The 25,129-nt window shown below is 51.6% G+C and carries 27 protein-coding genes and 1 pseudogene; 21 read left to right on the top strand and 7 right to left on the bottom strand.

Annotation, left to right across the window (positions count from 1 at the left end; genetic code table 11):
• The first annotated feature begins 13 nt into the window (after positions 1-13).
• From ACMYR3_RS07520 to ACMYR3_RS07510, 3 genes and pseudogenes are all read left to right on the top strand, one after another.
• Positions 14-832: a MinD/ParA family ATP-binding protein gene (locus tag ACMYR3_RS07520; protein WP_424196025.1), complete on the top strand. Its 819-nt coding sequence runs from the start codon at positions 14-16 to the stop codon at positions 830-832.
• On the top strand, positions 825-1,538 hold the full coding sequence (locus ACMYR3_RS07515) for an RNA polymerase sigma factor FliA (RefSeq protein ID WP_424196022.1): 714 nt from the start codon (positions 825-827) through the stop codon (positions 1,536-1,538). Before ACMYR3_RS07520 ends, ACMYR3_RS07515 begins: the two co-directional genes overlap by 8 nt.
• Positions 1,539-2,035: 497 nt before the next feature.
• A pseudogene (locus tag ACMYR3_RS07510) lies at positions 2,036-2,557 on the top strand (SDR family oxidoreductase); the annotation flags it as partial.
• Here the strand turns inward: ACMYR3_RS07510 and ACMYR3_RS07505 are convergent.
• The 3 genes from ACMYR3_RS07505 to ACMYR3_RS07495 all read right to left on the bottom strand — a co-directional run bounded on the left by ACMYR3_RS07505 (position 2,490) and on the right by ACMYR3_RS07495 (position 3,527).
• On the bottom strand, positions 2,490-2,816 hold the full coding sequence (locus ACMYR3_RS07505) for a cupin domain-containing protein (RefSeq protein ID WP_424196020.1): 327 nt from the start codon (positions 2,814-2,816) through the stop codon (positions 2,490-2,492). The pseudogene ACMYR3_RS07510 and the gene ACMYR3_RS07505 overlap by 68 nt on opposite strands.
• Before the next feature lie 12 nt (positions 2,817-2,828).
• Entirely contained in the window at positions 2,829-3,140 is a 312-nt protein-coding gene (locus ACMYR3_RS07500; protein WP_424196413.1) for a hypothetical protein, read from the bottom strand.
• Between the two features lie 105 nt (positions 3,141-3,245).
• The gene (locus ACMYR3_RS07495) at positions 3,246-3,527 is read right to left on the bottom strand and encodes a hypothetical protein (RefSeq protein WP_424196411.1); all 282 of its coding nucleotides are present in this window, start codon (positions 3,525-3,527) and stop codon (positions 3,246-3,248) included.
• Positions 3,528-3,649: 122 nt separating this feature from the next.
• Here ACMYR3_RS07495 and ACMYR3_RS07490 point away from each other — a divergent pair, with 122 nt between their 5' ends.
• Complete coding sequence (locus ACMYR3_RS07490) at positions 3,650-4,576, top strand: LysR family transcriptional regulator (protein WP_424196018.1); 927 nt, start codon at positions 3,650-3,652, stop codon at positions 4,574-4,576.
• A gap of 355 nt (positions 4,577-4,931) precedes the next feature.
• Here ACMYR3_RS07490 and ACMYR3_RS07485 read toward each other — a convergent pair whose 3' ends face one another.
• Positions 4,932-5,057 carry a hypothetical protein gene (locus tag ACMYR3_RS07485; RefSeq protein ID WP_424196016.1) on the bottom strand — a complete coding sequence of 42 codons (126 nt, stop codon included), beginning with the start codon at positions 5,055-5,057 and terminating at the stop codon, positions 4,932-4,934.
• Positions 5,058-5,218: 161 nt separating this feature from the next.
• Here ACMYR3_RS07485 and ACMYR3_RS07480 point away from each other — a divergent pair, with 161 nt between their 5' ends.
• From ACMYR3_RS07480 to ACMYR3_RS07460, 5 genes are all read left to right on the top strand, one after another.
• The gene (locus ACMYR3_RS07480; RefSeq protein WP_424196014.1) at positions 5,219-6,001 is read left to right on the top strand and encodes a hypothetical protein; all 783 of its coding nucleotides are present in this window, start codon (positions 5,219-5,221) and stop codon (positions 5,999-6,001) included.
• A gap of 31 nt (positions 6,002-6,032) precedes the next feature.
• A complete protein-coding gene (locus ACMYR3_RS07475) occupies positions 6,033-6,395 on the top strand; it encodes a hypothetical protein (protein ID WP_424196012.1) in 363 nt (120 codons plus the stop codon).
• 214 nt (positions 6,396-6,609) lie between these two features.
• Complete coding sequence (locus tag ACMYR3_RS07470) at positions 6,610-7,368, top strand: hypothetical protein (protein ID WP_424196010.1); 759 nt, start codon at positions 6,610-6,612, stop codon at positions 7,366-7,368.
• A 64-nt stretch (positions 7,369-7,432) separates the two neighbouring features.
• Positions 7,433-8,098, top strand: coding sequence for a response regulator (locus ACMYR3_RS07465; RefSeq protein WP_424196008.1), 666 nt, complete (start codon positions 7,433-7,435; stop codon positions 8,096-8,098).
• Positions 8,074-9,456 carry an ATP-binding protein gene (locus ACMYR3_RS07460; protein ID WP_424196006.1) on the top strand — a complete coding sequence of 461 codons (1,383 nt, stop codon included), beginning with the start codon at positions 8,074-8,076 and terminating at the stop codon, positions 9,454-9,456. Before ACMYR3_RS07465 ends, ACMYR3_RS07460 begins: the two co-directional genes overlap by 25 nt.
• A 386-nt stretch (positions 9,457-9,842) precedes the next feature.
• On the opposite strand, the gene ACMYR3_RS07455 is transcribed toward ACMYR3_RS07460, so the two are convergent.
• From ACMYR3_RS07455 to flgA, 3 genes are all read right to left on the bottom strand, one after another.
• Complete coding sequence (locus tag ACMYR3_RS07455) at positions 9,843-10,253, bottom strand: hypothetical protein (protein ID WP_424196004.1); 411 nt, start codon at positions 10,251-10,253, stop codon at positions 9,843-9,845.
• A gap of 77 nt (positions 10,254-10,330) precedes the next feature.
• Positions 10,331-10,642, bottom strand: coding sequence for a flagellar biosynthesis anti-sigma factor FlgM (flgM, locus tag ACMYR3_RS07450; protein WP_424196002.1), 312 nt, complete (start codon positions 10,640-10,642; stop codon positions 10,331-10,333).
• A 295-nt stretch (positions 10,643-10,937) separates the two neighbouring features.
• Positions 10,938-11,750, bottom strand: coding sequence for a flagellar basal body P-ring formation chaperone FlgA (gene flgA / locus ACMYR3_RS07445; RefSeq protein ID WP_424196000.1), 813 nt, complete (start codon positions 11,748-11,750; stop codon positions 10,938-10,940).
• 226 nt (positions 11,751-11,976) lie between these two features.
• On the opposite strand from flgA, the gene flgB reads away from it, so the two are divergent.
• From flgB to ACMYR3_RS07385, 12 genes are all read left to right on the top strand, one after another.
• Complete coding sequence (gene flgB, locus ACMYR3_RS07440; RefSeq protein ID WP_424195998.1) at positions 11,977-12,414, top strand: flagellar basal body rod protein FlgB; 438 nt, start codon at positions 11,977-11,979, stop codon at positions 12,412-12,414.
• Between the two features lie 47 nt (positions 12,415-12,461).
• The gene (gene flgC, locus ACMYR3_RS07435; protein ID WP_424195996.1) at positions 12,462-12,887 is read left to right on the top strand and encodes a flagellar basal body rod protein FlgC; all 426 of its coding nucleotides are present in this window, start codon (positions 12,462-12,464) and stop codon (positions 12,885-12,887) included.
• Between the two features lie 11 nt (positions 12,888-12,898).
• Positions 12,899-13,552 (top strand): flagellar hook assembly protein FlgD, encoded by a 654-nt coding sequence (locus ACMYR3_RS07430; RefSeq protein WP_424195994.1) that lies wholly within the window; start codon positions 12,899-12,901, stop codon positions 13,550-13,552.
• 234 nt (positions 13,553-13,786) lie between these two features.
• Complete coding sequence (flgE, locus tag ACMYR3_RS07425) at positions 13,787-14,989, top strand: flagellar hook protein FlgE (RefSeq protein ID WP_424195992.1); 1,203 nt, start codon at positions 13,787-13,789, stop codon at positions 14,987-14,989.
• 170 nt (positions 14,990-15,159) lie between these two features.
• Entirely contained in the window at positions 15,160-15,897 is a 738-nt protein-coding gene (flgF, locus tag ACMYR3_RS07420) for a flagellar basal-body rod protein FlgF (protein WP_424195990.1), read from the top strand.
• Positions 15,898-15,954: 57 nt separating this feature from the next.
• Entirely contained in the window at positions 15,955-16,737 is a 783-nt protein-coding gene (gene flgG / locus ACMYR3_RS07415; RefSeq protein WP_424195989.1) for a flagellar basal-body rod protein FlgG, read from the top strand.
• A gap of 13 nt (positions 16,738-16,750) precedes the next feature.
• Positions 16,751-17,437, top strand: a complete 687-nt coding sequence (locus ACMYR3_RS07410; RefSeq protein ID WP_424195987.1) for a flagellar basal body L-ring protein FlgH — start codon at positions 16,751-16,753, stop codon at positions 17,435-17,437.
• 39 nt (positions 17,438-17,476) lie between these two features.
• Positions 17,477-18,589, top strand: coding sequence for a flagellar basal body P-ring protein FlgI (locus tag ACMYR3_RS07405; RefSeq protein ID WP_424195985.1), 1,113 nt, complete (start codon positions 17,477-17,479; stop codon positions 18,587-18,589).
• 9 nt (positions 18,590-18,598) lie between these two features.
• A complete protein-coding gene (gene flgJ, locus ACMYR3_RS07400) occupies positions 18,599-19,552 on the top strand; it encodes a flagellar assembly peptidoglycan hydrolase FlgJ (protein ID WP_424195982.1) in 954 nt (317 codons plus the stop codon).
• A 97-nt stretch (positions 19,553-19,649) separates the two neighbouring features.
• A complete protein-coding gene (gene flgK / locus ACMYR3_RS07395; protein WP_424195980.1) occupies positions 19,650-21,590 on the top strand; it encodes a flagellar hook-associated protein FlgK in 1,941 nt (646 codons plus the stop codon).
• 19 nt (positions 21,591-21,609) lie between these two features.
• On the top strand, positions 21,610-22,812 hold the full coding sequence (flgL, locus tag ACMYR3_RS07390) for a flagellar hook-associated protein FlgL (protein ID WP_424195978.1): 1,203 nt from the start codon (positions 21,610-21,612) through the stop codon (positions 22,810-22,812).
• Positions 22,813-23,302: 490 nt separating this feature from the next.
• The gene (locus ACMYR3_RS07385) at positions 23,303-24,991 is read left to right on the top strand and encodes a DEAD/DEAH box helicase (RefSeq protein WP_424195976.1); all 1,689 of its coding nucleotides are present in this window, start codon (positions 23,303-23,305) and stop codon (positions 24,989-24,991) included.
• Positions 24,992-25,129 lie beyond the last annotated feature (138 nt).

The following is a 25,129-nucleotide window of genomic DNA, read 5'->3' as shown; positions in this document are numbered from 1 at the left end:
AAGGACTACGATTGTGTTGAATCAAACCATTTTAGAAACCAGGCAAGAAACCCCGGCCTTCTGGCAAGCCGATCAAGCGGCTGGCCTGCGCAATATGTTGCAGCCGACCGTGCTGCCGCAGATTTGTCTGCTGCTCAATGCCAACGATGTTGAAAACCAATCATTGCTGGCTGCGCGTTGGTCGGTGGATGCCATGGAAAGTGGTCGCGCTACACTCTTGCTTGATCAAACCTGTGGTCAAGCTGCGGCTGCCTTGGGTCTGAGTGCACGCTATGAATTGGCGCACACCCTCAATGGCAGCATGACAGTCAATCAAGTCACCCTGCATTACCCTTCACAGGTTTGCAGTCTGGCGGTGTTGCCCTGTGCACGTGGCCTGGGCAAGTTGAGCACTGCTCCCGAACATTTATTTGAAACCGTGCGTGCTGCCAGTGCTGGCCATATCATGCCCGAATACATTGTGATTAACGGTGACAGTCAGAAGCTTGATGGCCTGGTGGCATTTTCAGCACCGCAACGGGTAACGGCTGATTCAGAAATTCGCCTGCTCGTACCTGCTCATGCGCAAGGTTTAAAGCGCGCTTATGGCTTGCTCAAAGACATTTCACAACGCGGCTTTGGCTTTCCGATTCGGATTTTGATCAGCCATGCTGGCGATGCCGAGCAAGCCGCCCAGAGTTTTGCCAATTTATCCAACACCTGTGCCCGCTTTTTAGGCATCAGCGTGGACTACGCCGGTTACTTGTCCGAGGCAGACACCAACTCGTCTGGCTTGCACCAGCAAGCGGCCGCAACACCCCCATTTGCAGCAAGGAGAAATCGTCATGTATAACGCGTCCGGTGTGCTTGATCGGAGCCAGTACGTCAACCAGTACGCGCCGTTGGTAAAGCGGATGGCTCATCATATTTTGGCGCGCCTGCCACCTTCCGTACAGCTTGATGACCTGGTTCAGGCCGGCCTGATTGGCTTGATGGATGCCGTCAACCGCTATGAAGAATCACAGGGTGCACAGTTTGAAACCTACGCCACTCAACGGATTCGCGGTGCCATTCTTGACGAACTGCGTGCCAACGACTGGCTGCCCCGTGGCCTGCGCAAAAGCCAGCGTGATATCGAATCCGCCATTCACAAGATGGAACATAAGCTTGGCCGTGCACCGACTGAGTCGGAAGTGGCCAAGCACATGAAAATTTCATTAGAGGAATACCAGGACCTGCTCGGCGAAGCGCGTGGTTATCAACTGGTTTACTTTGACGATATGAAAGATCGTGATAGCGATGAGGATTATCACGAACGCCATAGCGCCGACAGCACCTACGAGCCACTTGAGCAGGTCAAGGATGCCCGCTTCAAACAAGCGTTGGTGAAAGCCATTGACGACCTGCCTGAACGCGAAAAACAGATGATGGGTATGTACTACGAACAGGACATGAACTTCAGGGAAATTGCCGCCGTGCTCGGCGTCACCGAATCACGTGTCTGCCAGATTCACAGCCAGTCGATCGCCCGACTGCGCAGCAAGCTCAAGGATTGGTAAGTCCAATGATGTAAATGATCGTTTTCCAGTGCTATGACGAAAGTGATAGCTTAACGCCATGATCCGCCAGGTTCTTGGCGTTTTTTTTATTGATTTAATATACTCATATGGAGTAAAAAAATAGAGCTAATCAATAAGCACTTGAGCAGATATATTTTATTAAATGATGTGGGAGTATGAGTGAGAATTGGAAAAACAAGACAATTTTAACGTGATGCTTTTAACGGAATTCTATGCTGACCGATGCTGACTACTGGATCTCAATATTTGAATACTGATTATTTTTTCAAGTGAACAATCAAATTTCAAGAATCTCAATTTGAGTAGTTCGGTTGACGCGTTAAGTTTCACTCATTGCTATCTTCCTCACTTTCATGCCGGTTAACTCGACGCGATTGGCATGATTCTCTGGATAATCCATCCAGGTTCTCCTGGCTGATCTCCGATGTATTGTTGCCTAGACTAGAGCCCAGTTCATCCATCAAAAGAGATTCCCCATGGCAAACCATTCTATTAAAGGCAAAGTCGTCCTCATCGCGGGCGGTGCCAAGAACCTTGGCGGGTTAATCGCCCGGGATTTGGCACAGCACGGTGCCAAGGCCGTGGCCATTCACTACAACAGCGCAAGCAGCAAGGCAGAAGCTGATGCGACTGTTGCCGCGATCAGGGCGACTGGCGCCAATGCCGTGGCGATCCAGGCCAACCTGACGACGGCTGGTGCTGTCGAGAAACTGTTTGCCGATACCGTTGCTGCGGTCGGTAAGCCTGATATCGCCATCAACACGGTTGGCAAGGTGCTCAAGAAAGCGTTTACCGAAATCAGCGAAGCCGAGTACGATGAGATGACGGCAGTCAATTCCAAGATCGCCTTCTTTTTCCTCAGGGAAGCGGGCAGGCATGTCAACGACAATGGCAAGATCGTCATGCTGGTGACATCGCTGCTTGGTGCATTCACGCCGTTCTACGCCGCCTATGCTGGCACCAAGGCACCAGTCGAACACTATACCCGCGCGGCTTCTTGATGTAAGTGCCGGCAGGGTAGATGCCGTGCTCATCCGCGAACTCCCCATCAAGCACTACGATCTCCTCGCCCTGCGGATGCGCATGGGACGGAAACACCGCGCCTGGCTCATAACGAACAATACTGGTGGCCCGAGCATCTTCGTCGCCGTCACGTGCAAGCAAACGCCGCTGGACACCGGCCACAGGACTGGGCTGCCAGGGTAGCTCCGTCGAGCGGAGTACGACGCGCTTGGATGGGTCATCGTTCAGCTTCATTGCCGGTGCGCGTCAGTCAGTCGAATAAATTCGGACTTCGGGATCGACCTTTAGCAAGGGCTTGAGGCTGACCACGACATCCTTCGTAAAGAGGTCACTGCTTAGATAAGCTTCGGCTTGCTTTCGGGTGGCGAATCCATGTAGCACCTGGACGTCGTCATCACGGATCAGAAGCTCCTTCGACTTCGCGCCAGGAATTTTGCTAAGAAATGGCTTCTTGAATTTCGAGTAGATCGATCCGGCAGCGGCCCGATCTTGTGGATCGACCTTGAGCGTGATTTCGAGGTACGCCTTCTCCGCAAATGCAAAGCTTGGTACTGCCAAGGCTGACGCGACGAGTATGGAGGATAAGGGTTTAGCAATCGCGCGTTGGAAGCTATTCGTCATGAGGTTCTCCTGGTGAAATGAGTGGGGACAGTTTTATGTGGGTCAGGCTGCAGCGTAGATGCGCACATCTGGCGGGCTTTGCAGCAGCGGTTTCAGCGCGGTGACTACGTCTTGGTTAAAAAGTGCGCTGGAGAGGTAGGCCTTGGCGTTCTCGACCGAATCAAAGCTGTGCAGGACTTGCACGTCTTCATCTCGGACTAGCAGGTCCTTGGACAGCGCACCCTTCGCCTGAGCCAGGAACGGCCCCTTGAATTGAGTGTAGATCGCAGCGGCCGCTGGACGATCCTTCGCAGCGACATTCAGACTGATTTGCAAATAGACCATCTTCATTCTCCTTGAGGTTTCCGCCAGCGGGATGCCGACATGCATGAAGGTTACGCATTCTCTGATTCATTCGGAAATTGTCTTTTCGCATACAATCCATTCATATGTGCTATAAATAACAAATGAATCTCAGCCAACTCCGCTTTGCCAGTGCCATCGCTTCCACGGGTTCGTTCACGGCCGCCGCAGCGCAGTGCTGCGTGACCCAGCCAACGCTGTCGAACGGCATCGCGCAACTGGAAAGCGAGTTGGGAGACCGCTTGTTCGTGCGCACGACTCGCAAGGTCGCGCTGACGCCCTTTGGGACGCACGTCTTGCCCTACATCAACGAGGTGCTGAGCGCGCAGACCAGCTTGGTTCACCAGACTCAGGTTTTCCTCAGTCCAGACAAGCGTTTGATCCGCATCGGCACGTCGCCGCTCATCAGTGCAAAATTGTTGGGTCTGATGATTGAGCCGTTCCGACTGCGCAACCCAGACGTTGACGTGGTGCTGCGTGAGATGAATATGACGGACCTTTACCGCATGCTCGATGAAGGGCACTTGGATTTTGTTTTTGGCGTCGCAAATGTTTACAAAGGAACGTGGATCGCAACATTCCTTTATGACGAGCCGCTGATCTTCATCCCCCGTGGCGCGGTGTGGCCGAGCGACCCGCCCCCGCATTCTGTACAACTCAAAGACATTGCAGATGAAACCTATGTGATGGTGCCCGACGCCTGTGGGTTGTCACGCGCGACCCGCGCTCTGTTCCGCAGCCAGCGTCGCAAGCTCCAAGAATACTCGGGCGAAGCCATGAGCTACCAGGTGTTGGAGGAATGGGCCGCATTGGGTATCGGATCGGCGATACTGCCAAAATCGAAGGTGGCAGCGAGCGGGCACGCTTCATTTCTGATCGCCGATAAATCTGGCCGCGAGGTCACGATCAGCTTCGAAGCAACTTGGTCGCGCACCGGCACCCAGTCACCTCACTTGCTCGAATTCGCCAACCACCTTCGCAAGGTCGTTCCGGGAATCGTCGGTGGCCTGGAATCCGGCACGCAGCGGTGACCGCTAAACCAGGAGTTGCTGCCATCACAGAGGAACTTGTCTCCCCCCCCTGTAACCCACTACAGTAAGCTAAGCTTAGCGTGCTTTATTTTCGGTTTTCTGAGACGACCGCTACATCTGGAGACCTGACACATCCGAAGTGCATCGCATCGGGGCGCATAGAAGCCATCAGATAAAATGACAACATAGCGCATCGACAAAAGATCACTTTCAGTGATGCCACTTTTATCCTCATCGTCATCACGCCAGACTCACGGCGTTGACACGATGTGAGACTCGGCATGACATTCAAAATTGACCAGTACCACCGTATTAGCGCTTCATCAAGTCATACAACGCCTGGCCGCTTTGGCCTTCACCCGGCTACTGCGGCTGTCATTTGCAGACTGTTCAGGCAGGCGTGCAAGGTGTGCAGATAATCTTCAATCAGGCAGTCGTTCAAACGGTTTTGTGCTTCCACACAGTCAACCGGTGCCGTCATTCAAATTTCCCAACTGCTGCGCGCTCCGGCAATTTCTTGGTCCCCATTGAACTCATGTGCAGTGTCTGAATATAGTTTTGACCATGCCTAAGTCTGGCCTAAGTCTGGGCTGACACACTACGTACCGCCATCCCGCTTTCCTATTTTTTGGATAAACCCATATGACAACACAAACCAGGCAATCAGATAGTCACTGGCTCAACAAGGTGCCACAAGCCACACTCAGTTTTTGGATTATCAAAATCATGTCAACCACGGTCGGTGAGACCATCGCCGACTATCTTGCCGTTGATGTTGGGCTGGGGACCCTGATTACCTGCACCGCCATGACTATCGCGTTGACGCTGGCACTGTTCACACAGTTACGCTTGCGTCATTATGTTCCGGCGGTTTACTGGCTGACGGTGGTATTGGTGAGTGTGGTGGGCACCCAAATCACCGATGCACTGACCGATGGGCTGGGTGTCAGCCTGTATCTGAGTACGGCCGTGTTTGCTGCTGGACTGGCCATGATTTTTGCCTTCTGGTATCGCAGCGAAAAAACGCTGTCAATCCATACTATTTTTACCCGTCGACGAGAACTGTTTTATTGGGCAGCCATTTTGTGCACCTTTGCGCTTGGCACTGCTGCGGGTGACCTCGCTACCGAAGCCCTGGGACTTGGATTTCAGTTTGGCGTTGTGGTCTTTGGGATTTTGATTGCGTTCACGATAGTGGCCTATCGTGCGGGTACCAATGCGGTCCTGACATTCTGGATCGCCTACATTCTGACAAGACCGCTCGGTGCCGCACTGGGTGACCTGCTGTCACAGATGCCAACCTACGGTGGTCTGGGTCTGGGTGCCATGCGCACCAGCGCCCTTTTCCTGACAGTCATCATTGCGCTGGTCGCAATAGCCCAGAAACAACTCAAACAAGCTGAAAAATTTCAACAGGCCGCCTAAGGCAGCCAACTTACTCTTAAAGGAAAATGTCATGACAGTACGTCACTTCTCTCGTCCATTCATGGGTATCACCGTTGCCATGGCGGCATTGTGTGCCGGTCAAGTGGTATTACCAAACATGAATCTGATTTCCACAGCCCAGGCTGCCACACCGTCAAAACTGGGTGATCTGTCGGCTTTTCGCACCATTGCTGCCGATGTCGCTGCCATCGTCGACAAAGGTGATCTGGCTGGTGCCAAAAAACGGATCAAGGATCTGGAGCTGTCATGGGATGTAGCCGAAGCTGGGCTTAAGCCACGTGCTGCATCAGACTGGCATGTCGTCGACAAGGCCATTGATCATGCTCTGGCGGCATTGCGTGCCAGTACACCCAATGCTGCAAACTGCCAGTAATCACTAGCCGAACTACTCAAGGTCATGGACCAGTTCAGCGGCAAAGACTGATTTCTGTCAGCCAGCTTGCATGAATCTGTTAACGAGAATCATGCGCACACTGCAATGCAAGACGATCACTTGCCTGCATCGGGCCATATCACCGTCATCAATCAACCACGGCCTGATTGCATGGCAATCCATCAGTCAATCTGAATAGAAAAACAATCAGTCCATGCACTCACCATCCTCCCAAGTCTTAAGCAAAGTGCCAGCGGTTACCCTGCTCTTCTGGATCATCAAAATTGCCGCCACGACGCTGGGTGAAACAGCAGGTGATGCGGTATCCATGTCAATGGATCTGGGCTATCTACTCGGTACCGCAATTTTTGCGGCCTTCTTTTTGGTCGCCGTAGGGGCACAAATCAGAGCAAAGGCCTTTCATCCATTTTTGTACTGGGCCACAATTATTGCCACCACAACGGTCGGCACAACATTGGCCGATTTTGCCGATCGATCTCTCGGAATCGGTTACGCTGGCGGTTCATCCCTGTTATTTGCCCTGTTGATGGCATCAATATGGATCTGGTATCGCGCCATGGGCACTGTATCTGTTGATACGGTTAACTCACCCAGGGCCGAAATGTTTTACTGGATCACCATCATGTTTTCTCAGACGCTCGGTACCGCACTGGGTGACTGGACTGCCGATACAGCAGGCCTGGGCTATGAAGGTGGCGCAATCGTATTCGGTACACTATTGTTATTGATTATGGCAGCATATTACAAAACAACGTTGTCACGAACGCTGCTCTTTTGGGCCGCATTTATTCTGACCCGTCCATTGGGTGCCGTAGTCGGTGATTTTCTTGATAAACCACTCAGCTCAGGTGGGCTGGCATTGAACCGTTACTCTGCATCAGCAGTATTGTTTGCATTCATGCTCACGTGTCTCCTGCTGTTCAGGCAAAGCGCTGCACAAAAGGCACATTGAAGCAATGATTGCATGGATACGGCAAATCCTGGCGTATGGCATGGCACGATAGACCGGAGAAGCAATGCGAGTGTTGCTCATTGAAGATGATCCCATGATTGGCGAGGTTATTCACGGTGCATTGAAGGATACATCGTATGCGGCCGACTGGGTAAGAAACGGCCAGACGGCACTGCACACCCTCGCATGCCAGCACTACGATCTCATTCTGCTTGATCTGGGTTTACCCGGCAAGGATGGCCTGACAGTACTTAAATCCATTCGTGGCAAGGATAATCCAGTGCCCTTGTTGATCATTACTGCACGTGATGGTCTGGAAGACCGGATTGACGGCCTGGATGCGGGAGCCGATGACTACGTGCTCAAACCATTTGAAATGGCCGAACTGTTGGCACGCATGCGGGCTGTCATGCGACGCAAAGGCGGTATGGCCAGTCCATTGCTAGGCAATGGCTTGATCTCGCTTGATCCCGCAACCCGTAAAGCCAATGTCAAGGAAGGTGAAGCCTGGCAGCTCTCCAACCGCGAATTTGCCTTGCTGCAAGCCTTGATGATAAGACCGGGTACCATTTTATCGCGCACTGAATTGGAAGAACGGATTTATGGCTGGGGCGAAGAAGTGGAAAGTAATGCGATTGAATTCCTGATTCATGCCCTGCGCAAAAAACTGGGAACCGATGCCATAAAAAATGTGAGGGGGGTTGGATGGATGGTCTCAAAAGAACCATGACACAATCCTTGCAGTTCCGGCTGTCGGTATGGCTATCGCTGATCATTCTGGTGATGGCTGTGGCAGCATGCATCTTTTCCTTTGTCTCAGCCTTTCAGGAAGCGATTGAATTTCAGGACAATCAGCTGCGCCAGATGGCGGCGCTGATCCAGCATCAACACTTGCCGATGACGAATCTGCCCGCTCCCGAGATGATTGCTGATTCGGAACCGGAATCCCGCATCATTGTTCAGGTGTTACAACAACCCGATCCACCACCAGCACATCAAGAACAACAGGAAGCGCCCAATCAAAAGTCCAGCCACGAACTGAGCGGGCTGCCACAAAATTTGCCTGAGGGCATTCAAACTCAATCAGTGAACGAGCGTTCATGGCGGCTCTTTGTGAAATCACTCGACAGCCATACTCGCATTGCCATTGCTCAGCAGACCGAAGTACGAGATGAAATAGCACGCGATAGTGCATTACGAACCCTCATGCCGTTTCTGATCCTGATTCCGATCCTGCTCTTGCTGGTAGGCAACCTGATCGGCAAGCTTTTTCGGCCATTGAAAACCATGGCATCAGAGCTGGATCAACGATCGGAGCAGGATATGCGGGAAATCAGCAATCTGCATCTTCCTTCAGAAATTCATCCCTTCATTATTGCCATCAATCGACTGCTCTCAAGAATGACCAATTCGGTGGCCGTGCAACGACGATTTTTAGCCGATGCCGCGCACGAATTGCGCTCTCCTCTGGCAGCCCTGTCATTGCAGGCAGAACGGCTGGATGCGGCAGCCATGTCAACTCAGGCCAGGGAACGTCTGAACGCTTTGCGTCAAGGTATCGAAAGAGCGCGTGGCCTGCTCCAGCAGTTATTGGTCATGGCCAGAGCACAGGAACAGCCATATGGGGCAACCGAAAAGATATCGATGCAGCACATCCTGCGGCTGGTTCTGGAAGACCTGATACCACTGGCCGAAGCAAAATCGATTGATATCGGTGTACTCGGCAATGCCGATATCACCGTACTGGCCAATGAAATTGATTTAAAAACTCTCGTCAAAAATATTGTTGATAATGCCATCTGTTATACCCCAGAAGGGGGGCGCATTGATCTTTCAGTCATTGCCAAGAGTGACAGCATCATTTTGCAGGTTGATGATACCGGTATTGGCATTGCCGAAACAGAACGCGAGCGTGTCTTTGATCCGTTTTATCGTGTATTGGGTAATGATACGGTAGGCTCGGGACTGGGCTTATCGATTGTGAAAACCATTGCTGACCGGCTGGGTGCCAAAGTGCGACTTGCCAATAGCGATGAGCAAACCCAGACAGGGTTGCGCGTACAGGTGATCTTTCCCTCGATCCAGTAAAGGTACGGTGCAGCATCCCGAAATGCCCAGACCAGTCGTATGTGGAAAATATACTCTACCAGAGTAAAGGAACAGGCCCAATATATACCTACATAAACAGCCATATTTACAAGGTATATCTGAGAGTATCAATATTTTTGAGAAAAACAGCGTATTTTGATCAAACAATTCAAGCGTTTTCAATCAACATCACTCTTGATCACTGGTGTCCTCTTCACCTGTTTATCACAAGGTTTCATCTGATCCCCCCGAACAGCATCATAAAAAAAGGCCTTGATCTGAAACCAAGGCCTTAAACTTTCTACGGAGAGAACTACGAAAAACCAGTGTGATGCCAATACTTTAAAATTTGATCATGCTTTAAAACTTGAATATCGGTCTTACCATCAGGCTTGCGCGTAGGCGCGTGAACCGGTGGTATTAACCTGGGTCGCGCCAACTGAGTCATACAATGCCTGGCCGCTTTGACCTTCACCGGACGCTGCCGCGGCTGCCATGTGCAGACTGTTCAGGCGGGCATGCAAGGTGTGCAGATAATCTTCAATCAGGCTGCCATTCAAACGGTTTTGTGCTTCCACACGTTCAACCAGCTCGGTCATCACAACATCGGCGGGCAGTTCAGGATGCTTGAGGCTGGCACGCCAGCTGTCGACCATGCCGTCCATTTCCAGTACGAGCGCGGCTTTGTCTTGCGCCAATTGCGCTACTTGCTGACTGTCATGGGCCACCAGCGCAGCTTCTTCAGCGCTCAGCAGTTTTTCCATTTGCTCAAGTTTTATTGCAAGAGGATCTTTCATCATCATTCCTGGTTAACTATTTAATCTGGTTGGGATTGGCAAGGCACGATGTCGCGATCACGCGCCTTTGCTAAAAATTAAGCAGACTTTTTACCCACCATTTCATTCACGCTGGCGAGCAGCTTGTCAGCGACCACTTCGGAATTCACCTGAAACTTGCCATCACGGATGGCTTGTTTGATGGACTCGACTTTGCCAGCGTCAAACTCATCGGTTTGAGTCAGTTTGGATTCGAGCGCCTGCAGTTGTGATGACAGGCCCGAAAAACTGACTGGCTCACTGGATGAGGTTTCATCAGTCTTGCTTGACTTGATTGCGCCTGACTTGCTCTGGGGCGATGTGATGCCAAGCTTGTCGAGCGGCGAGTTATTGGATTGATTGATTTTCATGCTTTTCTCCAGGTTCAATCAGTGACTGAACAGTGTGACCCCAATGCTTCATTTATCTATTTGACTCTGTCTTGCCAATTTTGGTGACCCATGCAAACCGTTCGTTCTATTGTCACCGCTTATGGGTAATAGCGAACTATCCGCAGAAAACTTTAGCGCAAACATTTGTAAAAAACGGTAATGGTTGGCAGTGCCATGGCTGACAATTGACGATTTTCATCACACGGCTTGGTACTGTGCACCACATTTTTCACACTTTTTTCTTCCCGCATTTTCGACACCACATTTCAACAAGCTAAAAATGTATCGATACCACTTTGCCAGCAAGGGCAACGCCGGACAATTGTTTGCCATTTTCGGTTTGCACCCGCACGGTTTGGCCAAGCATGGCTGATGAGGTTGCTCGCGCATCCATCGTCACCGCAAAACCATCACCCTCCACCACCACTCTGACCATATCACCCAGGCTGACGGCCATTGGTGCGCGCAGCATATCGTCGCGCAACCATTGTCCGGCGGCCACTGGACGAGCCAGTACCTTGCCATTTAACTGCTGCTCCTGACCCGGCAACAGCAACTGCCCGGGCATGAATTGCGTCCATTCGGTGGTCTTGATGGTCAGATCCTGCGGGCTGATCAGTTCACCCGCGCTCAAACTGCGATTGCTGACCCAGGCATCACCGGTAATCTTGATCTGTACCGGCACCAGCAGAGTCCAACCGGCATCCAGACATTTCAGCCCCACCGTGGCACGCCCCCAGAGGCGGGCACCACTGGCGAGCACGGGTTCAATCTTGTTACAGGGTGTCAGACGCAAGCGGCTGTCCATCTCACCCAGATTGATTTCAATATTCTTCACCGCCGGTGCCAAAGCCGGTTCCAGCTCACGCATGACCTGTTGCGTCAACTGCTGCTGAAAGCGCGCCAGCACCTGTGGACTCAAGGCCGCATTGACCGTATTGGCTGCTGGTGCAGCCAGTGCCAGCTGATTGACTGGTACTGGCTGCACCCCGGTTTGTCCATTGGCAGCCATTGCTGCAAACAGGGCAAACAGCCCGGCCAGCAGCGCCTGATGTTGCGATTTCCAGTGTTTTTTGCGGTTATTCATGGGCTCATCCATTACTAGTGAGCCACACTTTACCGATCTTATTGCCATTCATTTGGAAAAAAAGGGGCATTTCCCCCCTGCTATTCCTTCGATGACTTGTTTAACGAATTTGCATAATGCAAGGAAGAAAAAAGCCCCGTATTGATGCCATCCGTCTTGTTGGTCTTCATGACTTGATTAACGGCACGATCCGGAAAAACTGAAACAGATTTTTATTGGGGGTCATATGCTCGGCAATATTCAGGACGCACTGAAGTTTCAGTCCGAAGCGCTCATGCTGCGCTCCAAGCGCCAGGAAACACTGGCCGCCAATATCGTCAACGCCGACACCCCTAATTACAAGGCAGTCGATTTTGACTTTGCCAAAGCACTCAAAAATGCCACCCACACCATGGATGCCAATAGCAGTCAGGCTGCCAGTACCAGCGGCGCCCTGCCCATGACCGCCACCACGGCCGGCCATTTGGGTGGCAACCAGAGTGTGTTTTTATCATCGGCTTCCATGCAGTTTCGCCAGGCGCGTCAGGATTCATTAGACGGCAACACGGTGGATATGGATGCTGAACGCAGCAATATCGCCGACAACGCAGTGCGCTATGAAGCGGCACTGCGAGCCTTGACTGGTCAGATCAAGACGCTGCAAAGCGCCATGCAGACCAGCTGATGAATCAGTTAATAAACAGTTACTGAGCAAAACCAGGGAGCCTTCTCATGTCACTCTTTAAAGCTTTTGAAATTGCCAGCACGGGCGTTTCGGCCCAAAGCATGCGCTTGAACGTGGTGGCCAGCAATATGGCCAACGCTGAAAGCGTGGCCGGGCCGGATGGTCAGACTTACCAGGCACGTCATGTGGTGTTTCAGGCCATGGCGGGCAAACAGGCGGCAGGCCAGTCGGCCAATAGTGCACCAGCCACGGTGGGCGTGAAGCAGGTGGTGACCGACACCACGCCAGGCCGCAAGCTGTACGACCCCAAACATCCTATGGCGGATCAGGATGGCTATATCACCATGCCCAACATCAATCCGGTGGAAGAAATGGTCAACATGATTTCAGCATCACGTTCCTATCAGAGCAACATCGAGGTGATGAATACCGCCAAGACGCTGATGCAGAAAACCCTCTCCCTCGGACAATAAGGAATACTTTCATGGCAACCACTAACTCAGTAACGAATACCACGTCGACCAGCGCTACCAGTAATAGCAGCGCGGTGAGCAGTAAAAATGATGTGGGCAGTTCGGACCGTTTTTTAAAACTGCTGGTCGCACAGATGCAAAACCAGGACCCATTGAACCCCATGGATAACGCCCAGGTGACGTCGCAAATGGCACAGATTCAAACCGTACAAGGCATCTCCGATTTAAAAACCAGCATTGAGGCGATGTCGGCCTCCTATGCCGATGGCCAGTCTTTGCAGGCGGCCAGCCTGGTTGGTCATAACGTATTGGCCGCCGGTAAATCCATCACGGTCAGCGGTGAAAAAGCCTCGGCAGGCTATGAGCTGACTGATTCTGCCGACCAGGTCAGCGTGTCGGTCCGTGATACGGCCGGCAAGCTGGTGGGCAGTTTTGATTTGGGCCCGCAAAAGGCCGGTGTGCATACCTTTGACTGGGACGCCAAGGGCGTGGCCGATCAAACCTATAACTTTACGGTGACCTCGGTGCAAAACGGCAAAGGTACGGCAGTGGATACCTTGAGCCTGCAACGCATCAATGGGGTATCACGCTCTGACAGTGGCACGACTTTGTATCTGGACAAGAACACGTCGATGGCATTGTCGGATGTGAAACAGATCATGTAAGGCAGAAAACCATATGAACCGCCAGGACGCCAGGTTCGCCCAGCAAAACCAATTAAGCAGTCAGATGACACATCGTTTGGTTGTGGCAATACCGAAAATGGGCAGCGCTTTTTTTCCTTTGCGTGCTTGGCGTCCTGGCGGTTCATAAAAAATTATTTCATTGGTTTATTTTGAGTAGCAGCACGCAATACCACTGAGTTAAAGCGTCGTATTTCTAACAAGAAAGGGAACATCATGAGTTTTCAACAAGGCCTGAGCGGCTTGAATGCAGCGTCCAAAAATCTCGATGCGATTGGCAACAACGTATCCAATGCCAACACGGTTGGTTACAAAAGTTCCGCCGCGCAATTTTCTGATGTCTTTGCCGGGGCGCTGGCCAGTGGCGGCACACAGATCGGGATTGGTACTTCGCTGGCCGAAGTGGCGCAAAACTTTTCCCAGGGCAATATCAACACCACCAGTAATGCACTCGATGTGGCCATTAATGGCAAAGGCTTTTTCCGCATGGACAATGCGGGCACGATTACCTATTCGCGTAATGGTCAGTTTCAGATGGACAAGCAGGGTTATTTGGTCAACGCCAAAGATGAAAAGCTGACCGGCTATTCGGTCGATGCCAATGGTGTGATTTCGACGGCTTCCGTCGCACCCATCAAGGTGACAATGGACAATATTTCACCCAAGCCATCCACCACCTCAACCTTGAGCATGAACCTGGATTCCGGCGCGGCCGTCACCACGGTGACACCCTTTAACCCAACCACCGTGGGCAGTTACACCAGTTCTACCTCATTTACGGTGTATGACCAGCAGGGCAAGGCTTCCACATTAGGTCTGTATATGGCCAAATCAGCCACCAATACCTGGGATGTTTATGGCACGCTGGATGGCACGGCCATGGCTGCCAAGGTGGGCACGCTGACTTTTGGCAACAACGGTGTTTTGGCCGGTGGCTCACCGATGACGGCCACGCTGTCCGCCACCAATCCACTGCTCAATAATGTGGCACTCGACTTTACCGGCACCACCCAATTTGGTTCGGCCTTTGGTGTTAACCAGATCACGCAAGATGGCTATACCGCTGGCAAGGTGACCGGTTTTAACATCGGCACCGACGGGGTGATTCAGGCCCGTTATTCCAATGGTCAATCCCGTCCTCAGGCGCAAATCATTCTGGCCAACTTCACCAACGTTAACGGCTTGCAGCAACTGGGCGGTAACGCCTGGGCCGAAACATCGGAATCCGGTCCTGCCATCAATAACTCACCGGGTACCGGCCTGGCAGGCGCACTGCAAGCTGGCGCAGTGGAAGAAGCCAACGTGGATTTGACGGCGGAGCTGGTCAATATGATTACCGCGCAACGGGTTTATCAGGCCAATGCGCAAACCATCAAGACCGAAGATTCCGTCATGCAAACGCTGGTGAACCTGCGTTAAGCAAACTCGTCAACGGGCTTGGGAGGATAAGCTGCTTATTTGGATACTCAATAAGGGTATTTTAAAACACCCTTATTTAACGCACTTAAGCAGTTATTTATTAACCATTCTCCCTCCTAGTATAGGTAAAAGATGGCTTTTTTGAATGATTTCTGGAAGGAAACGGCATTGTGGACAAACTGATTTATGTGAGTATGGCTGGCGCCAAAAACGCCATGCAACGTCAGGAAACGGTTTCCAATAATTTGGCCAACCTGTCCACGTCCGGCTTTCGTGCAGAAATTGCCGCCTATCGAACCGCTCCGGTGCTCGGCCAGGCCATGCCCACCCGAGCTTATGCAGCCGAAACCACCACCGGTGCCGACTTTACGCCCGGCGTGATTCACCAGACTGGCCGCTCACTCGATGTCGCCATCAATGGCAAGGGTTTTTTGGCGGTACAAGCCGCTGATGGCAATGAAGCTTATACCCGCAATGGCCATCTGGAAGTGGATGCCGGCGGTCAGTTGATGACCGCCAATGGTTTGCAGGTACAAGGCGAAGGCGGCCCGATCGTGATTCCACCAGATCATGAAGTCAAGATTGCCGATGACGGTACGGTTTCGGCCGTTCCCAAAACCGGCTCGCGTGCCAGTGTGATCAATGTGGGCAAGCTCAAGCTGGTCGATCCTGATCCCAAAACCATGACTCGCGGCGGCGATGGCTTATTTAGAAGCAGCGCCGGTGATGCTGAAACCTCGCCAACAGTCAAAGTGGCTAACGGCGCTTTGGAATCGAGCAATGTGAATGCCGTGGAAGCGATGATCGACATGATCAGCCTGTCACGCCAGTTTGATACCCATATGAAGTTGCTGCAAAACGCCGAACAATCGGACAAGGCAGCCTCACAGTTGTTGGCCAGCGCTTGATCGCCAGCCCAGTAAAAAGATTGAAATTTAATTAAACGATAACAAGGAACCCCCATCATGATGCGTTCGTTATGGATTGCCAAAACCGGGCTGGATGGTCAGCAGACTCAGCTTGACGTGATCTCCAACAACCTGGCCAACGTCAGCACCAATGGCTTCAAGCGTTCACGCGCCGTGTTTGAGGACTTGTTGTATCAGACCATGCGGCAACCCGGTGCGCAGACTTCGCAACAAACCCAGGTGCCGTCTGGCCTGCAAGTGGGTACCGGTGTGAAACCGGTGGCCACCGTGCGCAACTTTACCCAGGGCAACCTGCAAAATACCGGCAACAAACTTGATGTGGCGATTAACGGCAATGGCTTTTTGCAAGTGCAGATGCCTGATGGCACCACCGCCTATTCGCGCGATGGCAGCCTGCAGCTTGATGCGCAAGGCCAATTGGTCACCTCCAATGGCCATCCGATTCAACCGGCGATCACCCTGCCCGCCAATGCCACCTCGGTCTCGATTGCCAATGACGGCACGATTACTGTCACCCAGCCAGGTAGCACCGCCGCAGTCACGGTTGGGCAATTGCAGTTGGCCAACTTTGTGAATCCGGCCGGTTTGCAGGCATTGGGACAAAACCTGTACGCTGAAACCCCCTCTTCCGGCACACCGGCCACCAATGTGCCAGGTGTGAATGGCGCGGGCACGATCAGCCAGGGTTATGTGGAAACTTCCAATGTGAGCGTGGTGGAAGAACTGGTGAGTTTGATTCAGGCACAACGCGCCTATGAAATCAACTCCAAGGCAATCACCACCTCGGATCAGATGCTGCAAAAACTGACCCAACTCTAAGATGACTGAAACCATGTTGAAAACTGTTTTATTGATGCTTGCCACCAGTCTTTTGACGGCTTGCAATACCCTGCGCACCCCGAATGTGGATATTGGCCCGGCGACCACCGCGCGGCCACAGCCACAGTCGATGGCGGCTGGGAATAGTGGCAGCATCTTTCAGGATGGCAGCCGCACCCAGGTGGCCTACCGGCCCTTGTTTGAGGACATTCGTGCGCGCTATGTGGGCGACACGATTGTCATCAACATCAATGAAAAAGTGTCGGCCACCAATAGCAAAAACTCCAGCGCCGATAAATCCGGTTCGGTCGAGTTGACGACCCCGGGAGTGAAAGGTCTGCTTGGCCAGAATATCAATCCGATTGCATCCGCCAAAGGCAGCAGCTCGGACAAGTTTGAAGGCAAAGGTGCCACCTCGGCACAAAACTCGTTTACCGGCACCATCACTGCCACCGTGATTGAAGTCTTGCCCAATGGCAATTTGATTGTGGCCGGTGAAAAACAGATTGGCCTCAACCAAAACGTGGAAACCGTGCGCATTGCCGGCGTGGTGAATCCGACCACCATTCTGGCAGGCAATCAGGTCAGCTCATCGCAGATTGCTGATGCACGGATTGAGTACCGTGGCAAAGGCTATATGGAAGAAGCCCAGCAAATGGGCTGGCTGTCACGCTTCTTCCTCAATGTCTTGCCATTTTAAATATTGAAATTCTGATCATTGCAACCTTATAAAAATATCATGACACACTGGATAAAACGTAGTTGTTTTGCACTCCTGCTGCTGGCCCAAGGCCTGAGCCTGACTGCCTATGCAGAACGCATCAAGGATCTGGCTTCAGTACAGGGCGTGCGCTCCAACCAATTGATTGGCTATGGCCTGGTCGTCGGTTTGGATGGTACGGGCGACCAGACCACGCAAACACCATTTACGGTACAGAGCATTCAAAATATGCTCGCGCAAATGGGTGTCAATCTGCCGCCGGGACAATCCTTGCAACTTAAAAATGTGGCTGCAGTGATGGTAACCGCCAGCCTGCCCCCTTTCATCAAGCCCGGACAAAATCTGGATGTGACAATTTCATCCATGGGTAATGCCAAGAGCCTGCGTGGCGGCACCTTGCTGATGACGCCACTCAAAGGTGCCGATGGTCAGATTTATGCGATTGGTCAAGGTAATGTGGTGATTGCCGGTGCTGGCGCATCGGCCGGTGGTTCCAAGGCACAAATCAACCAGCTCTCATCGGGGCGCATTCCTGCCGGCGCTACGGTTGAGCGCGCAGTCGCCTCACCCTTTGCCACTGCGCCAGTGCTCACCTTTGAACTCAATAATATGGACTTTGGTACCGCCCGTAAAGTAGCCGAAGCCATCAACGGCGCCATTGCACCGGGTACCGCACAGGCCCTGGATGGCCGCGTGATTGAAGTCAAGGCACCGATGGACAGCAATGAACGCGTGGCCTTTCTGGCGCAAATTGAAAACTTGCCAATTGCCAGCTCAATCGGCGCAGCCAAGGTCATTATCAATGCCCGTACCGGCTCGATAGTCATGAACCAGGCTGTGACATTGGAGCCTTGCGCAGTAGCGCATGGCAATCTGTCGGTGACAATCAATTCCACGCCTTCCGTTAGCCAGCCCGCCCCATTCAGCAATGGTCAGACGGTGGTAACTGAAAAAGCCGACATTCAAATCAAGCAGGATGGTGGTCAGGTGATGTATTTGCAAGCCGGTGCCAAGCTGGCCGATGTGGTCAAGGCACTCAATACGATTGGTGCTACCCCGCAAGACTTGCTCGCCATTTTGCAAGCCATGAAAGCTTCCGGCGCGTTACGCGCCGAGCTGGAAATCATTTAAGGACACGCCATGAACGGTCTTGATCCGGCAGCCCTCTCATCATTGACCTCAGCCAATCAGCTAAGCAGTAACCGTTTGGCATTGGATGCCAACGCACTGGAATCACTCAAACGCGATGCCAAGGCCGACTCACCCGAAACGCGCCGACAAGCCGCCATGGCCGCCGCCAAGCAATTTGAAGCCGTATTCATGAATCTGCTGATGAAGTCGATGCGCGATGCCACGCCACAAGAGGATCCATTTTCGTCGGATGCCTCACGCTCTTATCAGGGGATGCTCGACGAGCAGATGGTGCAATCCATGAGCAGTAGCAAGGGCATGGGTCTGGCCAATATCATTGCCCGTCAGTTGCTTGGCGAAATTGGCACCAATTTGCCGGATGGCATGCGCGGTCTGAATAATCTGGGCAGCAGCCGTCAATTACAAGATAAAACACCGATTGCACCAAGTAGTTCGGCCATCAAAGCTTATCAATCAAGTAACACATCAGCTGCCGATCCCAAGGCCGATGCCTTTGTCCAGCAGCATTGGGCCGCGGCCAAAGCAGCCGAACAGTCGACCGGTGTGCCCGCCCAATTCATTTTGGGACAGGCTGCCCTGGAAAGTGGCTGGGGCAAAAGTGAAATCAAGGCAATCGATGGTTCGACCAGCTTCAACCTGTTTGGTATCAAGGCCGACAAGGGCTGGAAAGGTGCGGTCGCAACCTCCATGACCACCGAATATGTACAGGGTGAAAAAACCAAATCACGTGAAAACTTCCGTGCCTATGGTTCCTACGCCGAAGCCTTTACCGATTACGCCAATCTGCTCAAGAATAACCCGCGTTATCAGAAAGCCTTGAACAGTAGCGGCTCGGTAGCGCAATTTGCCAGCAATCTGCAAAAAGCCGGTTATGCCACCGACCCCAACTACGCCAACAAGCTGACGAGCACCATCAATCGCACCTTACGCGTGGCAGTTTAATCAATTGACTGGCAAAAAATTACACACCATGAAACATATTTCACTCAAGTTTGGCAAACACAGGCCGTAAGCCGATATAGATAACAGGGATCCCATCATGGCCTCTTCCATACTTTCATTAGGTATCAGTGCGTTGAATGCAGCCAATATTGGCTTGCAGACGACTTCGCACAACATCAGCAATGCCAACACACCCAACTACAGCCGTCAGTCGCTAATTCAGACGACCGCGATTGCGCAATTTACCGGTGGTGGTTATTTGGGTAAAGGCGTCGAGATCAGCACGATTCGCCGATCTTATGATGACTTTCTGGAAAGCCAGGTGCGTGAATCCAAATCACGTGGCAGCTATTACGACACCTATTACAACTCGGTCAGCCAACTTGATAATGTACTTTCAGATAGCTCGGCAGGTTTACAACCGGCTCTGACGGATTTTTTTTCCGGTGTGAATAACGTCAGCCAAAATCCTGGCAGCACCTCGGCGCGCCAAAGCATGTTGTCATCCAGCCAAACTTTGATTGACCGTTTTGCCTTATTGCAAGGACGCATGGATGAACTGGAAGCTGCGACCAATACCCAGATTAAAAATTCGGTACAAAACATCAATGGCTATGCCACCCAAATCGCCGACTTGAATAAACAGATTGCCCTGGCCACAGCCAGTGGTCAGCAAAGTCAAACCCCTAACGATCTGCTGGATAAACGCGATGGTCTGTTGTCCGATTTATCCAAGGAAATTGGCATTACCACCGTCAAACAGGATGATGGCTCAATCAATTTGTTTTTGGGTTCGGGCCAATCTTTGGTGGTCGGCAGCAAGTCTTTTGATTTGACCACTTATCCTGATCCAGAAAATGCGGCACGTCTGGCAGTCGGTGTGTCCAATGGCAGTACTGTGACTAAATTCAGTATTTCTGACCTAGGCATGGGCAATATCACTGGTGCCATGACGTTTCGTGACAAAAGTCTTACCCCTGCTGAAAATGAATTAGGCAGAATTGCTGCCACGTTTGCTCATACGTTTAATGAGCAGCATAAAGCAGGTCTGGATCTGAATGGTAATGCTGGCACCAGCTACTTTACCGAAGCTCAGCCCCAGGTCCTGCGCAATATGGACAATACGTCGACTGCCTCTGTCAGTGTGTCGGTGTCCGATTACTCGAAGCTTGTCGCAAGTGATTACCGTCTCAGTTATGACGGATCTAACTATAACGTGACCCGGCTATCCGATGGCAAGCAGATGGCGAGTGCCCAACCCGCGAGCTACCCGCTCGCGGTCGACGGGCTTCAATTTACGCTGAGTGGTGGTACCCCCAATCTGGGTGACAGTTTCCTGATTCAACCTTATGCCAATTCGACACGCGATTTGTCTTTGGCTGTTAACGACCCGACTCAGATTGCAGCAGCATCACCGGTGAGCAGCTCAGCAGCATTAAGCAATACCGGTACCGCAAAAATTTCTGCTGCCACACCGATTGTGCCAATTCCATCCGGTGCAGACTATAGCAGTCCAGTACAAATTCAATTTACCTCGGGCACTCAGTATGTGATTCGTACCGGTGTGGATGCCAATGGCGATGGTTTGCTGGATACCGTCAGTGCGGCGGCAACCCTACCTACGGATGGCAAGATTTCCATGAACGGTTGGTCAGTCAATATCACGGGTGCCATGGCAAAAAATGATGTGTTCAATATCACACATACCAGCAGCCCATCAGGCAATAGTGGCAATGTGCTGGCTCTGGCAGGCCTACAAACGCAAAAACTATTCAATAACGGCAATAGCAGTCTGATGGATACCTTTGGTTCCATGGTAACAGCCGTGGGTGGCACAACCCGTCAGATGGAAACATCGAGCAAGGCGCAAGCCACCTTGTCGGAACAGACCCAGACGCAGCGGGACTCCTTATCAGGTGTCAATCTGGATGAAGAAGCTGCCAATCTGATTCGATACCAACAAGCCTATCAGGCTGCCGGCAAAATGATTTCGATAGCTTCGCAGCTGTTTGATGAAGTCATCAACATGATGAAATAACTGAGAGCAGGTAATCACTATGCGCATTTCCACCAGACAGTATTACGACACCAGCGCCAGGGCAATGTCGGATCAGCAGAGTAATCTGTACAAGGTACAACAGCAGATGTCATCTGGCAAAAAATTGCTGACACCGGCTGATGATCCAGTTGGTGCCGATCAGGCATTGCGATTACAACAGTCTCTGGACTTGACCGGACTATATAAAAATAATCTGTCTGCTGCGCAATCCCAACTCTCGCAATCTGAATCGGTGCTCAGTTCCATGACTGATTCAATGAGTGATATCCGCAGCTTGCTGGTACAGGCTGGCAACAGTACTTATGGCAACTCGGAACGCAATTCAATTTCACAGGAATTGCAGCAAAAACTGGGCAATCTCATGGGGTTGGCCAACTCGCGCGACGGTGCCGGGTTCTATTTGTTTGGTGGCAATGCTGACAATACTGCCCCTTTTTCACAAACAGTGAGTGGGGTTGCCTATAACGGCGATCAGGGTTCGCGTTCTGTTCAGGTTTCAGGCAATCGCAATATGCAGTTAAATGAAAATGGTGCTGATTTGTTCATGCGCACCAAGACTGGCAATGGTATTTTTGATATTCAACCCGCCGTAGCCAATACCGGCAGCGCAGTTGCCATGGTCGGTCGGGTGGCCAATGCCTCTTTACTGACAGGCAATAACTATCAAGTGCAATTTACCAGCGCCAATAGTTATCAAATCGTCAATACCACCACCAGCACCACGGTCAGCTCTGGCACATACGCCAGTGGCTCGGTTCTGAGTATCGATGGTATGGAAATGACCATCACCGGGAACCCGGCTTCAGGTGATGTATTTGATGTCAAACCCGCCACCAATAAAGACATTTTCACTGGCTTGACCGAGCTCTCCAATTTGTTGAGTCAACCCATCAGTACCGATGCCGATAAAGCCAAACTGAAAACCATGCTCAACAATATGATCAATTTGAGTGATCAGACCAGTGATAGTGTTTCCGCAGCCCGTACCCGCATTGGCGCCCGCTCCAAGGAAGTCGACTCACTCACCTCTTTGCAGACAGATGCGGGTTATAACTATACGGCTCGTCTATCCGCTATTACGGACGTGGATTATGCAGCAGCATCGGTTGACCTCACCAAACAGACGGTTGCGCTACAGGCCGCCCAAAAGTCTTACAGCATGTTGTCGCAATTATCGCTATTCAGTTATATCGGTGGATAAGACGCACTCGCAATCACCATCTGTGCTTAGTCATTAGTTGAGCCGTGTGGTTTATCAAATCACACGAATTTGCACGTTAATACAACTGGCTAACAATCTGCCTGCCTGGCTTTTCAAACACATCGATTGCCCGTTTCATCAGCGAAATTAAAGCACAATGATGATACAAAACCGCTTCGCATCTCATGCAATACACAACAAATATCAAATAAGTGCTGCATGATGCACTGCAATAGCATATAATGCGCCTAACAGTTTAAGACTGTAGTTGTTGAGCGTCCTCCTCTGAGTAGTTACCTGTTTTAAAGTAGCTATCTAACTGGTTTCAAAGTTTCATTAGAAGTTTGATTTCTCCAGTTTCAAACGTGCATTGCGCAAATTTGGCGTCATGCATTCGTGACCAGCAGGCCGCAAACGTTTTATTCACCGGCCTGCCTTGTAATCATCTTCTCATTCAAGATTGCAAGCACGTCATATTTGAAAGTCATACATGTTTCAGAACTCTGATTCTCCTGTATCAAACACGTCCCTACCTTTAGAAAACCTCGCTACTCGCATTTTTGCTGAAGAAGCCACTGTTTCATCTGATGCAGCAAACACGCCTAATGCGTTTGTACAATTGGGCATTCCCGAAGCCATTGCCAAAGCCTTGACCGAGTCGGGTTATACCGAACCTACTGCCGTTCAGGCGCAGGCCATTCCTGCCGCATTGGCCGGCCGTAACCTGATCGTTTCCAGTAAAACTGGTTCAGGTAAAACTGCTGCATTCATGCTGCCAGCGCTGACACGTTTTTCACTGCAACCAGGTGAGCCACGCGTCAAAGAAGGTGCTGCCGAAGCCCGTCCTGCACAAGGTCGTAGCGAGCGCGGTGACCGCGATCGTCGTCCTCGTTTTACCAGTGCTGAACCCCGTATGCTGGTATTGGTACCAACTCGTGAACTGGCTCAGCAAGTGACCGATGCGGCCGAAAAATACGGTAAAAACGTGCGCCGTCTGCGTGCTGTCTCCATTTTGGGTGGTATGCCCTACCCTAAACAGCTGCAATTGTTGTCCAAAAACCCTGAAATTCTGGTAGCAACACCGGGTCGTCTGATTGATCACATCCAGAACAAGAAAATTGATCTGTCCAAACTTGAAATTCTGGTACTTGACGAAGCCGACCGTATGCTTGACATGGGCTTTGTGGAAGATATCGAGATGATTGCCAATGCCACACCAGCCACGCGTCAGACTTTGCTGTTTTCAGCAACACTGGATGGCATGATGGATCAGCTGGCCAAAAAACTGGCGCCTAATGCCCAGACGATCAAGATCACTGGTGCCCAATCCAAGCAAACCAATATTGCCCAGCACATTCACATGGCTGATGACCAGTCCCATAAAAATCGTTTGCTGGAACATTGCCTGCGTGATGCATCCATCAACCAGGCGATTGTTTTCACTTCGACCAAGCGTGATTCCGAAAGCATTGCTGACCAATTGGCCGATGCTGGTTTTGCAACGGCTGCCTTGCATGGCGACATGCATCAAGGTGCGCGTAACCGTACTTTGACAGCCTTGCGTCAAGGTCGTGTCAAGGTACTGGTTGCAACCGACGTGGCCGCACGCGGTATTGATATTTCAACCATTACCCACGTATTCAATTACGATTTGCCACGCGTGATTGAAGATTATGTGCATCGAATTGGTCGTACCGGTCGTGCTGGCCGTGATGGCGTGGCAATCAGCCTGGCACATCACTCCGAATCTGCCCAAGTGAAAAAGATTGAGCGTTTCACACAGACGCAAATTCCAGTGGAAGTCATTCCAGGTCTGGAACCCAAGCGTAGCGCACGTCCTGACAGCAACCGTCCACGTTCCGGTGCAGGTTTCCGTTCCGGCTCTGGCTCATTTGGTGGCGGTCGCCCATCTAACCCTGGCGCAAAACCCGGTGGTTACCGTGGCAACGGTGCTGGCAATGGCGGTGGTAGCTATGCTGGCCGTAGCGAAGGTTTCCGTTCCGACGCACCACGCGCTGCAGTCGATGGCAATCGTGCTGAAGGTTATGGCGCTAACCGCGGTGAAGGTCGTCCAGGCAATCGTTCAGAAGCACCACGCCGCTCCTCAGGTTTTGGTGGCGATGCGCCACGTGGCAATTTTGGCGGTGCACCACGTAACAGCGGGTTTCGTGGTCGTTAATTTCTAAACTGTTTTGTACCAGCAATCCCCGCTCAGGCGGGGATTGTCTTTTTAGAGTGATCAATCACTTGTGCAAGGAATGGCATTAAGCCATTTAAAATAAAATAGTTTCAATATTTGATTATCAGGACAATTTGT

Source organism: Ampullimonas aquatilis (assembly GCF_049675895.1).
Lineage (GTDB): Bacteria > Pseudomonadota > Gammaproteobacteria > Burkholderiales > Burkholderiaceae_D > Ampullimonas > Ampullimonas aquatilis.
Note: the sequence above shows the minus strand (reverse complement) of the source record. Positions and strands in the feature narration are given on the sequence as shown.